General features: G+C 69.6%; 9 protein-coding genes. 5 read left to right on the top strand and 4 right to left on the bottom strand.

Features of this window, described 5'->3' with window-relative positions; translation table 11 throughout:
- Positions 1 to 11 precede the first annotated feature (11 nt).
- Positions 12 to 1,490: a VWA domain-containing protein gene (locus ACIBK0_RS23385; protein WP_399083068.1), complete on the top strand. Its 1,479-nt coding sequence runs from the start codon at positions 12 to 14 to the stop codon at positions 1,488 to 1,490.
- A gap of 219 nt (positions 1,491 to 1,709) precedes the next feature.
- Here the strand turns inward: ACIBK0_RS23385 and ACIBK0_RS23380 are convergent, their stop codons facing one another.
- From ACIBK0_RS23380 to ACIBK0_RS23370, 3 genes are all read right to left on the bottom strand, one after another.
- Complete coding sequence (locus ACIBK0_RS23380) at positions 1,710 to 2,567, bottom strand: hypothetical protein (protein ID WP_399083065.1); 858 nt, start codon at positions 2,565 to 2,567, stop codon at positions 1,710 to 1,712.
- A gap of 181 nt (positions 2,568 to 2,748) precedes the next feature.
- Positions 2,749 to 3,843 (bottom strand): metallophosphoesterase, encoded by a 1,095-nt coding sequence (locus ACIBK0_RS23375; RefSeq protein ID WP_399083062.1) that lies wholly within the window; start codon positions 3,841 to 3,843, stop codon positions 2,749 to 2,751.
- A gap of 202 nt (positions 3,844 to 4,045) precedes the next feature.
- On the bottom strand, positions 4,046 to 5,158 hold the full coding sequence (locus ACIBK0_RS23370; protein ID WP_399083058.1) for a LacI family DNA-binding transcriptional regulator: 1,113 nt from the start codon (positions 5,156 to 5,158) through the stop codon (positions 4,046 to 4,048).
- Positions 5,159 to 5,656: 498 nt separating this feature from the next.
- Here ACIBK0_RS23370 and hisC point away from each other — a divergent pair, with 498 nt between their 5' ends.
- A complete protein-coding gene (hisC, locus tag ACIBK0_RS23365) occupies positions 5,657 to 6,736 on the top strand; it encodes a histidinol-phosphate transaminase (RefSeq protein ID WP_399083055.1) in 1,080 nt (359 codons plus the stop codon).
- Here hisC and ACIBK0_RS23360 read toward each other — a convergent pair.
- Positions 6,733 to 7,107, bottom strand: a complete 375-nt coding sequence (locus ACIBK0_RS23360) for a cyclophilin-like fold protein (protein WP_399083052.1) — start codon at positions 7,105 to 7,107, stop codon at positions 6,733 to 6,735. The genes hisC and ACIBK0_RS23360 overlap by 4 nt on opposite strands.
- 249 nt (positions 7,108 to 7,356) lie before the next feature.
- Between ACIBK0_RS23360 and ACIBK0_RS23355 the strand changes: the two genes are divergently transcribed.
- The 3 genes from ACIBK0_RS23355 to cydD all read left to right on the top strand — a co-directional run bounded on the left by ACIBK0_RS23355 (position 7,357) and on the right by cydD (position 13,508).
- Positions 7,357 to 8,865 carry a cytochrome ubiquinol oxidase subunit I gene (locus ACIBK0_RS23355; protein ID WP_399083049.1) on the top strand — a complete coding sequence of 503 codons (1,509 nt, stop codon included), beginning with the start codon at positions 7,357 to 7,359 and terminating at the stop codon, positions 8,863 to 8,865.
- 20 nt (positions 8,866 to 8,885) lie between these two features.
- The gene (gene cydB / locus ACIBK0_RS23350; RefSeq protein WP_399083046.1) at positions 8,886 to 9,893 is read left to right on the top strand and encodes a cytochrome d ubiquinol oxidase subunit II; all 1,008 of its coding nucleotides are present in this window, start codon (positions 8,886 to 8,888) and stop codon (positions 9,891 to 9,893) included.
- A gap of 117 nt (positions 9,894 to 10,010) precedes the next feature.
- Positions 10,011 to 13,508, top strand: coding sequence for a thiol reductant ABC exporter subunit CydD (gene cydD / locus ACIBK0_RS23345; protein ID WP_399083043.1), 3,498 nt, complete (start codon positions 10,011 to 10,013; stop codon positions 13,506 to 13,508).
- Positions 13,509 to 13,545: the final 37 nt, after the last annotated feature.

The following is a 13,545-nucleotide window of genomic DNA, read 5'->3' as shown; positions in this document are numbered from 1 at the left end:
AGACTGGGCGCATGACAGCGACATCCATGAGCAAGGGCGCCAACCTTCCCGTGGCCGCCGGGGCTGTTCAGGTCGTGCTCGGCTGGGCCGGGGGGCCCGGTGCGCCGGACGCCGATGCCTCGGCGCTGCTGCTCGGTGCGGGTGGACGGGTGCGGGACGACGGGGACTTCGTCTTCTACAACCAGCCGCAGCATGCCTCCGGGGCCGTACGGCACCTCGGGAAGCGGCGGGACGGCGGAGCCACGACGGACACGGTCGGAGTTGATCTGCGCGCCCTGGAGCCGGGCATCGAGCGGGTCGTCCTGTGCGCCTCGGCCGACGGCGGCACCTTCGGTCAGCTGTCCGGACTGACGCTGACGTTGCTCGACGCCGGGACGCGGCAGGAGCTCGCGCGCTTCGAGATGGAGGCCACGACGGAGACGGCGTTCATCGGTGGTGAGCTGTATCTGCGGGGCGGCCAGTGGAAGTTCCGCGCGGTCGGACAGGGCTACGCGTCCGGTCTCGCGGGCCTGGCCACCGACTTCGGGATCAGTGTGGACGACGAGGCCGGGGCCTCTGCGCCTGCCGCCGGCTCCGGGTCCGGGACGGGTGCTGCGTCGGCGGTGCCGCCCGCGGTGACTGCCGCGGGCCCACCGGTGGTGCCGTCCGCGGGACCGCCCGTCGTGCCGCCTGTGGTCCCGCCCGCCCCGCAGGTTCCGTCGGCGCCCCCAGGACCCGTCCCCCGCCTCACCAAGGGCGAGGAGCAGTTGCCTGTGGACATGCGCAAGCGGCTCTCCCTGCGCAAGGAGCAGGTGGCGGTCAGTCTGCGCAAGCGGGGGGCGGAGGGGGTCATGGCGCGTGTCGTGCTGGTGCTCGATGCCTCCGGGTCGATGTCCTTCCTGTACTCGAAGGGCGTCGTGGCCGACGTGGTGGAGCGGATGGCCGCGGTGGCCGCGCAGCTGGACGACGACGGAGTGATGCAGGCGTGGACGTTCGGGTCCCATGCGGCCCGGCTGCCGGATCTCGGTCTGGGGGAACTGCCCGAGTGGCTGGAGCTCCACGTCCGGGTCGGTGAGCTGAGCCTGTTCCGACGGAGCAAGAAGCCGCGGAAGGGGCTGAGGCAGGGGCAGGTGGACATGCGCGCGGTCGGGATCCAGAACGAGGAGCAGAAGGTGATCGCCGAGGTCCGGACGTATGTGCGTGAGCATCCGGCCGCCGATCCCACCCTGGTGCTGTTCTTCTCCGACGGAGGTGTCTATCGCAACAAGGAGATCGAGAAGGAGCTGCGGGAAGCGGTCGAGGAGCCGATCTTCTGGCAGTTCGTGGGCCTGGGCCGGTCCAACTACGGAGTGCTGGAGCGGTTCGACACACTGCCGGGCCGACGCGTCGACAACGTCGGATTCTTCGCGGTCGACGACATCAGCAGCGTCCCGGACCCGGAGCTGTACGACCGGCTGCTGTCCGAGTTTCCGGCCTGGATGACAGCGGCCCGGCAGCTCGGCATCATCTGACCGAAGCCTTCCGGGTCGCGCGGCGTCCGACCGGGTCCTGCCGGGCCGGGCATCGGCTGACGGCGCCCGGCCAGGGGGCGTTCGGACGCGCCCGGCCAGGGAGCGTGCGGGCGTACGTCACTCACCGGTTCGGGCCCGCGCCTCATCAGCGCGGGCCCCGGTTCCTCCCCGCATCCCGGCCCTCACCCTCGGACATGAGCCACCCGGTCGGCCCGGGCGTCACTCCGGCTGGTGCTCCGGTCCTCCGAAGTCCGGGCTCGTGAAGTCCGGGCTGGAGAAGCTCGGGCGCGGGCCGGCCGCGGGTCCACCCTCGGGACTGCTGAACCCCGGCCGGTTGTAGCCGAGTTGCGGGATGCGGCTGGGCGTCGGTGCCGGACGACCCAGTGCCGCCGAGCCCGGGTCGGTGAGGGCCTCCCGGAGGAAGGGCAGGATGCCGCGCTCCAGCAGGGCCTCGTGCCAGGCTTCCCTGGCCCGGGCCACCTGTTCGTCCAGCTCGCCGCGTGCTCCGGCCTGGAGCGAGGACGAGCTGTTGCGCAGTGCTGTCAGCAGCAGTCCGACCGCGGCGACGAGAATCGCGGCCGCCGTGACCGCGCCGAAGACCCATCCGGTGGTGAGAAGGGTCTTGGCGAACGCCTGCTCGGGGTCGAGCATCTTCAGGAGGTACCCCACGAGCAGGAATATCGCCGCCGCTGTCCCGGCGAGGACGGGGGCGAGCACCGCGACGACGGCGATGACGCCGGCACCGGCGGTCTCGGACACCTCCCCCACGGTGGCGGCGAGCCCGATCGCGCCCGGCTCCGCGGAGCCGGCTTCCTCGCTCACGACCCGGGTGGACGGCGCCGGCTGACGCAGTTCCTCGCGGACCTTCACGTAATGCTGGTATTCGGTCACTGCGGCCGCCGTGATGAGTGCGGTGGCGTTCAGCGCCATGGTGCGCAGTTGTTCGGGGTTGAGCCGCTGGCCGACAGCGGCGAGTTCCGGACGGTGTGGTGCGGAGCGCAGCGCCTCATCGAGGATCCGCTCGTAATCCTGGCGGTCCTCGCTCAGCAGGTGCTGCGGAACGCTGTTCATGTGCATCCCCCGATGCTCCGTAGGGCTGGTGGCTCGCACGCTGACGAGCCGTCGGGCAGAAACGGAGGGGAGCCTGCTACGGATAAGCCGATGGTAGAGCGGTGACGGCACGCCGTGACAGGGGGTTTCCAGAAATTGCCCCCTGGCCAGCGCAGTCCTCCTGCGGGGACGCCTGCCCGGTGAACGCTCAGGTATCCAGAGGCAATTGCTGGACCAGTAGCTTTCCGGCCATGGTCACGCCGCCGTCCATCGCGATGGCGAGCCCGTCGGCGTACAGATGCGGTCCCTCGACCACCGGGCCGGCGCCGTCTTCGTCGTCCTCCGAGCCGACCTCACCCAGGAGGTACGGAATGGGGCTGTGACCATGGACGATGCGGGTGCCGCCGTACGCTCCCAGCAGTTCGCGGACGGCGTCGGCGCCCCCGTCGTCGCGGAAGGCGAAGCGCTTGGTGAACTTGCGGAAGAGGTCCCAGCACTCGTCCGCGTCGTTGCGGGTGAGTGTCTCGCGGACGGTGTCGTTGACCGCTTCGATGGAGTCGCCGTAGTCGAGGTAGGCAGTGGTGTCGGAGTGCACCAGGAGGTGCCCGTCGACCTGCTCCATGGCATCGAGGCGGGCCATCCACTGCAAGTGGTGGTCCTGGAGGCGGTCCATGTCGGTCTTCTGGCCGCCGTTGAGCAGCCAGGCCGCCTGGAAGGTGGCGGTGCCCGCCCCGGAGTTGACGGGGGTGTCGCCGAACCGCTTGGCGCCGAGCAGGAGCAGCTCGTGGTTGCCCATGAGCGCCTTGCAGTAGCCGCCGGCCGCGGCCGCTTCGGCGGACAGCCGCATCACGAGGTCGATCACGCCGATGCCGTCCGGACCGCGATCGGTGAAGTCGCCGAGGAACCACAGGCGCGCGGTCCCGGCGGACCAGTTGCCCGCGGCGTCGATGAGGCCCTGCTCCTGGAGCGCGGCGACCAACTGGTCGAGATAGCCGTGCACGTCACCGACGACGTACAGCGGACCGGGTCCGTCGGTCGGCTGCGGGGCGGCCACGGCGGCGGGGTCAACAGCGACCTCAAGCGTGTCACCCCGGTTGATGACGGGCAGATCGCGCCGGGTGGGGGTGTACGCCTCCGAGGGGTCCGCCGGATAGGCAGGGGACTCCTCGGCGGGTCTGGTGCCCCCACCGTGGGGCGTGCTCTGCGCGTACGGACCGGTCTCGTGGACATACGCGGGCACCCGGAAGTCGCGCAACGTCGCCGTCCGCACCGCCTCGGGTCCCTGACCGGCCCCCTGAGTCATCGACCCCTCCACCACCATCGCGCCGCATCTGCACCGGATCGGACTGCCTGGTCGCAGCGGCCCGCGGTGTCGTCCGCCCATCATAGGAATGCGGATCGCGCCATGTGATGACCCAGGGGTGGTGAATCGGAGGAGGAGCCCAGTTCACCGCTGTTTTCGCCCGAATTGGGCGGGGCTTTCCCCGCCCTTTCTGCGCAGGGCGTCAACCCTCCTCGGGTGATCGGGGCGGACTGACTGTCGTACGGGGCGGACGGCGTTCGGAGGACGTCCGCACGATCAGCTCCGTCGGTATCACCTGCTGGACCGGTTGGTCCGATTCGACCCCCTCGATGGCGTCGATGAGGAGCTGGACCACCGCCGTGCCGATCCGGCGCGGCTTGAGGGAGAGCGTCGTGATAGGCGGCTCGGTGTTGGCGTAGACGGTGGACTCGCTGCAGCAAACCAGCAGCAGGTCGTCCGGTACCCGCAGGCCGTAGCGCCGGGCCGCGGCGAGCAGGTCGGTGCCGTTCGGGTCGAAGAGACCGTAGACGGCGTCAGGGCGGTCGGGTCGGGCGAGGAGCCGGTCGGCCGCGACGGCTCCCGCGCACGGATCGTGCGCAGGATAGGCCTCGTACACCGGATCCTGACCCACGCGCTCGCACCAGCGCAGGTATGCGGTGGTGGAGAGGTGGGTGTACGTGTCGGTGGTGGTTCCGGTGAGGAGGCCGATCCGGCGGGCGCCGGCCTCGGCCAGGTGGTCGAGGATTCCCAGGACCGCGGCCTCGTGGTCGTTGTCCACCCAGGCGGTGACGGGGAGCGAGCCGGCCGGGCGGCCGTCGGAGACGACCGGTAATCCCTGCCGGACCAGCTCGCTGACGACCGGGTCCTGGTCGGACGGGTCGATGACCACGGTTCCGTCCAGAGCGACGTTCGACCACACGTCGTGGCGCGAGGTCGCGGGGAGGATGACCAGGGCGTAGCCCCGGGCGAGCGCGGCCGAGGTGGCGGCTCTGGCCATCTCCGCGAAGTACGCGAACTCCGTGAAGGTGAAAGGTTCATCCCCGTACGTCGTCACGGTCAGGCCGATGAGGCCCGACTTGCCGGTACGGAGGGTTCGGGCCGCGGCCGACGGGCGATAGCCCAGCCGGTCGGCGACCTCGCGGACGTGGCGTCGGGTGGCGTCCGGGAGCCGGCCCTTACCGTTGAGGGCATCGGACACGGTCGTAATGGAGACCCCTGCGGCCGCAGCCACGTCTCTGATACCCGCCCGGCCCGGTCGACCGCCTCGGCGGGAGGTCTCCGCCCGGCTCACCTGGTGCTTCCCTGCTGCTGTCATGGCGAGCCGATAGTAGGGCTCATGCGGTGGGGTAGTGCGGACGCATATGCACTCGTTGACAGGCACGTTTCTGCATGGTCGAAGGCAGTCAACTTCCTTGGAAATAAAGGTAGTTGAAGGATTCTACGGTAGTACGTGACTTGTCGGCGCGCATGGGCCTGCCAAGGGGGCCATGTTTCGAAGAGGTCTCAACTCACCTTCACGAGGGATGCGCGCCACGGCGTGAGCCACCGGCGCGTGCGCGGCCGGATGGCGCGCCCCCCAGTTCGTACGCCTTCGTATGTGGATGCCCGGCGGGCGGTACGAGGATGATCACCGGGGCGTACGAGGATCGCCGCCACGCCGCGCGGGAGTGATCGCAGGGGCGCGGCCGGCAGTGGCCCGGTTGCCGTTCGGTTGTCCACAGGCCATTCGCAGCGGCGCCGAATCCTCATAAGGTGAGAAGCATTGGTAGCCGGTGGTGGTCATGAGCCGGTGGTGGTCACGAGGAGGACTGCGGTGAGCGAGACGAACCCCAAGCTGCGTGCCGAGCTGGAGGGTATCCCCACCTACAAGCCCGGCAAGCCCGCCGCGGCCGCCGGTCCGGTGGCGTACAAGTTGTCCTCCAACGAGAACCCGTATCCGCCGCTGCCCGGTGTGATCGAGAGCGTGACCGCCGCGACCGGATCCTTCAACCGCTACCCGGACATGGCGTGCACCGGGCTGATGAGCGAGCTGTCGGACCGCTTCGGCGTCCCCCTCTCGCACCTGGCGACCGGCACCGGCTCGGTCGGGGTCGCCCAGCAGCTGCTGCAGGCCACGAGCGGGCCCGGAGACGAGGTCATCTACGCCTGGCGGTCCTTCGAGGCGTACCCGATCATTACGCAGATCAGCGGCGCGACCTCGGTGAAGGTGCCGCTGACGCCGGGCGAGGTGCACGACCTGGATGCGATGGCGGACGCGATCACCGACCGGACCCGGCTGATCTTCGTCTGCAACCCCAACAATCCGACCGGCACCGTGGTGCGCCGGGCCGAGCTCGAGCGGTTCCTCGACCGGGTACCCAGCGATGTGCTGGTCGTGCTGGACGAGGCGTACCGCGAGTTCATCCGCGACGTCGAGGTGCCGGACGGCGTGGCGATCTACCGCGACCGGCCCAACGTCTGCGTGCTGCGCACCTTCTCCAAGGCATACGGGCTCGCGGGCCTCCGGGTCGGCTTCGCGATCGCCCATGAGCCGGTCGCCGCTGCGCTGCGCAAGACGGCGGTCCCCTTCGGCGTGAGCCAGCTGGCCCAGGACGCCGCGGTGGCGAGCCTGCGCGCCGAGGACGAGCTGCTCGGCCGGGTCGGCTCGCTGGTCTGCGAGCGCCAGCGCGTGGTCGAGGCACTGCACGGTCAGGGCTGGACGGTACCCGAGACGCAGGCCAACTTCGTGTGGCTGCGACTGGGGGAGCGCACGCTCGACTTCGCCGCCCACTGCGAGCAGGCCGGTGTCGTCGTACGCCCCTTCGCCGGCGAGGGCGTCCGAGTGACGATCGGCGAGACCGAGGCGAACGACATCTTCCTGAAGGCGACGGAAGCGTTCCGCAAGGAGCTCTAGTCGCCCACGAGTTCTACGCGTACGGGGTCGCCGTCGCGCACGGTGGCGAGCGTGCGCGGGTCGTTGTCGAGGTGGCCGAGGACGTTGCACGGGCTCGCGAGGCGGCATTCGTCGCCCCGCGAGATCGGTGTGGGCCCGTAGGGGAGCGCGAGGGCGTCTCCGTCGGTCCAGAAGGCCACCGTACCGGGCTCGACGACTTGCTGGGCGTCCGCCTCGGGGGCGACCGGGACGCCTGTGTCGAAGTAGACCTCCTCGCCCCACGTGCGGGCGGTGGAGGCCAGTGGCAGTGCCTTGGCGAGGGCCCGGACGGTCGGGCTGTCGTCGAGGGCCGCGGTGAGGTGCCCCGCGGGCCAGGAGATCCGTATCTGCATGCCGCGGATTCAACAATATGTTGAAGACCTTGCCAAGGGGTCCGGCCAGGTCGTTCTCGACGGCGGCCGCACGTGTGACCCGTCTCGCCACACTTAGGCACCCCCGCCCGTCACCCGTCGAACGGCCATGCGTCATAATTGCTTGTGAATGTGAACGCGTTCACAAACGTGTCCCGGTTGCTCCCGTGATGTACGTGACAAAGGGGGCAGACTGCCGCTGTACCACGGCGACGTAAGGAGACTGACGACGTGGAATTGGCTTTGGCGCCGGAGACTCTGGCGCGATGGCAGTTCGGCATCACCACCGTCTACCACTTCCTCTTCGTCCCCCTGACGATCTCGCTCGCCGGGCTCACCGCCGGCCTGCAGACGGCCTGGGTACGCACGGAGAAGGAGAAGTACCTCAGGGCCACCAAGTTCTGGGGCAAGCTCTTCCTGATCAACATCGCGATGGGCGTGGTCACCGGCATCGTGCAGGAGTTCCAGTTCGGCATGAACTGGTCCGACTACTCGCGATTCGTCGGTGACATCTTCGGTGCCCCGCTCGCCTTCGAGGCCCTGATCGCCTTCTTCTTCGAGTCCACCTTCATCGGTCTGTGGATCTTCGGCTGGGACAAGCTGCCCAAGAAGATCCACCTGGCCTGCATCTGGATGGTCTCGATCGGCACGATCCTGTCGGCGTACTTCATCCTCGCGGCCAACTCGTGGATGCAGCACCCCGTCGGCTACCGGATCAACAAGGTGAAGGGGCGTGTGGAACTCACCGACTTCTGGCACGTGCTGACCCAGAACACCGCGCTCGCCCAGGCGTTCCACACGCTCACGGCGTCCTTCCTGACCGGCGGCGCCTTCATGGTCGGCATCGCCGCCTTCCATCTGGTCCGCAAGAAGCACATCTCCGTGATGAAGACCTCGCTGCGGCTCGGCCTGATCACCGTCGTCATCGCGGGACTACTGACCGCGATCAGCGGCGACACCCTCGGCAAGGTCATGTTCAAGCAGCAGCCCATGAAGATGGCCGCCGCCGAGGCGCTGTGGGACGGCCAGAACTCCGCGCCGTTCTCGGTCTTCGCGTACGGCGACGTGAGCAAGGGACACAACACCGTCGAGCTGTCCGTCCCGGGGATACTGTCGTTCCTCGCCGACGACGACTTCAGCTCGTACGTCCCTGGCATCAACGACACCAACAAGGCCGAGCAGGAGAAGTACGGTCCCGGTGACTATCGCCCCATCATCCCCGTCACCTTCTGGGCGTTCCGCTGGATGATCGGCTTCGGCATGGCGTCCTTCGCGATCGGCCTGGTCGGACTCTGGCTGACTCGTAAGAAGTTCATGCTGCCGCAGCACCTGAGGGTCGGTGACGACGAGGTGCCGCATCTGGTCCTCTTCAAGAACAAGGCCCTCGGCCCGACGCTCACCAAGTGGTACTGGCGCATCGCCATCCTGACCCTGGGCTTCCCGCTGATCGCCAACTCCTGGGGCTGGATCTTCACCGAGATGGGCCGTCAGCCGTGGGTCGTCTACGGCGTGCTGCAGACCCGGCATGCGGTCTCCCCCGGCGTCTCGCAGGGTGAGGTCCTCACGTCGATGATCGTCTTCACGTCGCTCTACGCGATCCTCGCCGTCATCGAGGTGAAGCTGCTCCTCAAGTACGTCAAGGCCGGACCCCCCGAGCTCACCGAGGCCGACCTCAACCCGCCCACCAGGATTGGCGGCGACTCCCATGACGCCGACAAGCCGATGGCCTTCTCCTACTAGGCCCAGGGAGCTGCTGAGTCATGGAACTTCACGACGTCTGGTTCGTGCTCATCGCGGTCCTCTGGACCGGCTACTTCTTCCTGGAGGGTTTCGACTTCGGCGTCGGCATCCTCACCAAGCTGCTGGCCCGGGACCGCATGGAGAAGCGGGTGCTGATCAACACGATCGGTCCCGTCTGGGACGGCAACGAGGTGTGGCTGCTCACGGCGGGCGGCGCGACCTTCGCCGCCTTCCCCGAGTGGTACGCCACGCTCTTCTCCGGCTTCTATCTGCCACTGCTGATCATCCTGGTCTGCCTGATCGTGCGCGGTGTCGCCTTCGAGTACCGGGCGAAGCGGCCCGAGGAGAACTGGCAGCGCAACTGGGAGACATCGATCTTCTGGACCTCGCTGATCCCGGCGTTCCTGTGGGGTGTGGCCTTCGGCAACATCGTGCGCGGAGTGAAGATCGACCAGAACTTCGAGTACGTGGGCAATTTCTGGGACCTGCTCAACCCGTACGCGCTCCTCGGCGGTCTGGTCACGCTGACGCTGTTCACCTTCCATGGGACGGTGTTCGTCGGGCTCAAGACGGTCGGGGACATTCGGGAGCGGGCGCGCAAGCTGGCGCTGCGACTCGGGCTGGCGACAGCTGTGTTGGCGCTGGTCTTCCTGCTCTGGACCCAGGTCGAGAACGGCGACGGCAAGTCGTTGGTCGTGCTGGTCGTCGCCGTGGTCGCGCTGCTCGCGGCGCTCGTGGCGGTCAACGGTGGCCGTGAGGGCTGGGCGTTCGCCCTGTCGGGGCTCACCATCGTGGCCGCCGTCGCGATGCTCTTCCTGACGCTCTTCCCGAACGTCATGCCGTCCTCGCTCAACGACGACTGGAGCCTCACGGTCACCAACGCGTCGTCGAGCCCGTACACCCTGAAGATCATGACCTGGTGCGCGGGGATCGCCACGCCGATCGTCCTGCTTTACCAGTCGTGGACGTACTGGGTGTTCCGCAAGCGGATCGGCACGCATCACATCGCCCCGGATGTGGCGCACTGAGTCCGCAGGGCTGAAGGGCGCGCTGCGCACGGAGGTCCGCTGAATCGCAGGGGCATGTTTCACGTGAAACGGTCGTTTCACGTGAAACATGCCGGATGACTCAAGGGTGTGTTTCACGTGAAACCGATCGATCCGCGTCTGCTTCGGTACGCCCGCGCCACTCGCCTCTTTCTCGCGGCCGTCGTTGGGCTGGGGGCTGCTGGGGCGGCCCTGGTCATTGCTCAGGCGATGCTCATTGCCGAAGTAGTCGTCGGCGCCTTCCAGCACGGCCTCTCGGCCGGTGAGCTCCGTACGCCGTTGATGCTGTTGACGGTGGTCGCGGTCGGGCGGGCGATCATCTCCTGGCTCACCGAGCTGGCCGCACACCGGGCGAGCGCAGCGGTCAAGTCGGAATTGCGCGGGCGGCTGCTGGAGCGGGCCGCGCTGCTCGGCCCCGGGTGGCTGAGCGGGCAGCGGACGGGATCGCTGGTGTCGCTCGCCACACGGGGAGTCGACGCGCTCGACGACTACTTCTCCCGCTATCTGCCGCAGTTGGGGCTTGCGGTGGTGGTGCCGGTGGCCGTCCTCGCCCGGATTGTCACCGAGGACTGGGTGTCGGCGGCGATCATCGTCGGCACGCTGCCGTTGATCCCGCTCTTCATGATTCTGATCGGCTGGGCCACGCGGGCCCAGATGGACCGCCAGTGGCGGCTGCTGTCCCGCCTCTCGGGGCACTTCTTGGATGTCGTCGCGGGACTTCCCACGCTCAAGGTGTTCGGCCGGGCCAAGGCGCAGGCCGAGTCGATCCGGAAGATCACCGGCGAGTACCGGCAGGCGACCATGCGGACGCTGCGGATCGCCTTCCTGTCGTCCTTCGCGCTGGAGCTGCTCGCCACCATCTCGGTCGCGCTGGTTGCCGTGACCATCGGGATGCGGCTCGTGCACGGCGAGATGGATCTGTACGTGGGGCTCGTCATCCTCGTCCTCGCGCCCGAGGCGTATCTGCCGCTGCGGCAGGTGGGGGCGCAGTACCACGCCGCCGCCGAGGGGCTCGCGGCGGCCGAGGAGATCTTCTCGGTGCTGGAGGCCCCGGTACCGGCCTCCGGCTCGCTGCGTACGCCGGTGGGGGAGATCGGCTTCGAGGGGGTCAGCGTGCGGTACCCCGGGCGCTCCAGCGACGCCGTCGCGGACGTCTCCTTCGCGGTCGTGCCTGGTCAGACGGTGGCTCTGGTCGGGCCGAGCGGCGTGGGCAAGTCGACGCTGCTGAACGTTCTGCTGGGGTTCGTGGAACCCGCCGTGGGTCGGGTGCGGGTCGGGGGAGTCGATCTCGCCGAGGCCGACCTGGCGGAGTGGCGCTCACAGGTGGCCTGGGTGCCGCAGCGGCCCCATCTCTACGCCGGGTCCATCGCCGAGAACGTACGGCTGGCGCAGCCCGACGCGGACGACGCGGCGCTGCGGCGGGCGCTCGTCGACGCGGGTGCGGCCGGCTTCGTGGACGCACTGCCCGACGGGGTCGACACGGTCCTCGGCGAGGACGGCGCCGGCCTGTCGGCCGGCCAGCGCCAACGCCTTGCTCTTGCCCGGGCGTTCCTGGCGGACCGGCCCGTGCTGCTCCTCGACGAGCCGACGGCCTCGTTGGACGGAGCGACGGAGGCGGAGGTCGTGGAGGCGGTGCGGCGGCTCGCCGTGGGGCGAACGGTGCTGCTGGTGGTGCACCGGCCGGCGTTGCTGGGAGTGGCGGACCGGGTGGTGCGACTGGATCCCGGGGCACCGGTCGAGGCGTCCGGCCCTGCGGAATCCGGCCCCGGCCAGCCGTTCCGGCCGGTCGAGCCGGAAAGCGTGCCCCCGAACGAGGGGGAAGAACCTTCTGCGGCGCCGCATCAGCGTGGTGGTGTGCTCACCCGAGTCCGGGCCATGGCCGCTCCCCGGCGCGGACCGCTCGTGCTCGCTCTGCTCCTCGGCAGTCTCGCGCTCGGCAGTGCCGTCGGGCTGATGGCCACCTCCGGGTGGCTCATCTCGAGGGCGTCCCAGCAGCCGCCCGTGCTGTACCTGATGGTGGCTGTCACGGCCACGCGGGCCTTCGGCATCGGCCGGGCCGTGTTCCGGTACGCGGAGCGGCTCGTGTCGCATGACGCGGTGCTGCGGATGCTGGCCGACACCCGGGTCGCCGTGTACCGGCGCCTTGAGCGCCTCGCCCCCGCGGGGCTGCGGACGACCCGGCGCGGCGATCTGCTGTCACGGCTCGTCGCCGACGTGGACGCGATGCAGGACTACTGGCTGCGGTGGCTGCTGCCCGCGGGTGCCGCGGTTGTGGTGTCCGCCGCGTCCGTCGGCTTCACCGCCTGGCTGCTGCCCGAGGCCGGTGCCGCACTCGCTGTCGGACTGCTGGCGGCCGGTGTTGGTGTCCCGCTCGTCACCGGCGCCGTGGCGCGCCGTGCCGAGCGGCGGCTGGCTCCCGCGCGCGGTGTTCTGGCTACCCGCGTGACCGACCTGCTCACGGGAACGGCCGAGTTGACCGTCGCGGGTGCGCTGCCCACCCGAACTGCCGAGACACGACAGGCCGACACGGTGCTCACCCGGATCGCCTCCCGGGCCGCCACCGCGACCGCGCTCGGCGACGGACTCACGGCTCTCGCGTCCGGGCTGACCGTCGCGGGCACCGCCCTCGTGGGCGCCCAGGCGGTCGCTGCGGGACGGCTGGGCGGCGTGGCGATGGCCGTCGTGGTCCTCACCCCGCTGGCCGCGTTCGAGGCCGTCATGGGGCTGCCGCTGGCCGTCCAGTACCGGCAGCGGGTCCGCAAGAGCGCGGAGCGGGTGTACGAGGTGCTGGACGCCCCCGATCCCGTACGCGAACCGGAGCGTCCACAGCCGGCACCCGCGTCGGCGTTCCCGCTGTGCGTGCAAGGACTCCGGGCCCGCCACACCGGACAGGACCGGGACGCGCTCGCAGGGCTCGACCTGACTCTTGAGCAGGGCCGCAGGATCGCCGTCGTCGGCGCCTCGGGGGCCGGCAAGACCACGCTCACGCAGGTGCTGCTGCGATTCCTGGACGCGGGTACCGGGACGTACACGCTGGGCGGTGTGGACGCGTACGCGATGGACGGAGACGCCGTACGCCGCCTGGTCGGCCTCTGCGCTCAGGACGCCCACCTCTTCGACAGCACGGTCCGCGAGAACCTGCTGCTGGCCCGGAAGGAGGCGACCGAGGCCGAACTGCGCGACGTGCTCGCGCGGGCCCGGCTCCTCGACTGGGCGGACGGGCTGCCCGACGGACTCGACACACTGATCGGGGAGCACGGGGCCCGGCTGTCCGGTGGCCAGCGCCAGCGGCTCGCACTGGCCCGGGCACTGCTCGCCGACTTCCCCGTGCTCGTCCTCGACGAGCCCGCGGAACACCTCGACCTGCCGACGGCCGACGCGCTCACCGCGGATCTGCTGGCCGCGACCGAGGGTCGTACGACGCTGCTGATCACGCACCGGCTGGCAGGGCTCGAGGCGGTGGACGAGGTGATCGTGCTCGCGGAAGGGCGTGTGGTCCAGCGAGGCCGGTACACGGAGCTGGCGGCTGTGGCGGGTCCGCTGCGGGAGATGGTGGAGCGGGAGGCGGCGGGGGATCTGCTGGTCCAGGCCGCATAGGTCGACTTTCCCTTGCAAATAGGACTAACTACGCTCA

It is taken from the genome of Streptomyces sp. NPDC050564, from assembly GCF_044457265.1.
Lineage (GTDB): Bacteria > Actinomycetota > Actinomycetes > Streptomycetales > Streptomycetaceae > Streptomyces.
Note: the sequence above shows the minus strand (reverse complement) of the source record. Positions and strands in the feature narration are given on the sequence as shown.

Bases quoted from the DNA above. Each gene is read 5' to 3' on its own strand.
- ACIBK0_RS23385 (WP_399083068.1), top strand. From the start codon at position 12: ATGACAGCGACATCCATGAGCAAGGGCGCCAACCTTCCCGTGGCCGCC.
- ACIBK0_RS23375 (WP_399083062.1), bottom strand. From the start codon at position 3,843: ATGACTCAGGGGGCCGGTCAGGGACCCGAGGCGGTGCGGACGGCGACG.
- cydB (WP_399083046.1), top strand. From the start codon at position 8,886: ATGGAACTTCACGACGTCTGGTTCGTGCTCATCGCGGTCCTCTGGACC.
- ACIBK0_RS23370 (WP_399083058.1), bottom strand. From the start codon at position 5,158: ATGACAGCAGCAGGGAAGCACCAGGTGAGCCGGGCGGAGACCTCCCGC.
- ACIBK0_RS23360 (WP_399083052.1), bottom strand. From the start codon at position 7,107: ATGCAGATACGGATCTCCTGGCCCGCGGGGCACCTCACCGCGGCCCTC.
- ACIBK0_RS23380 (WP_399083065.1), bottom strand. From the start codon at position 2,567: ATGCACATGAACAGCGTTCCGCAGCACCTGCTGAGCGAGGACCGCCAG.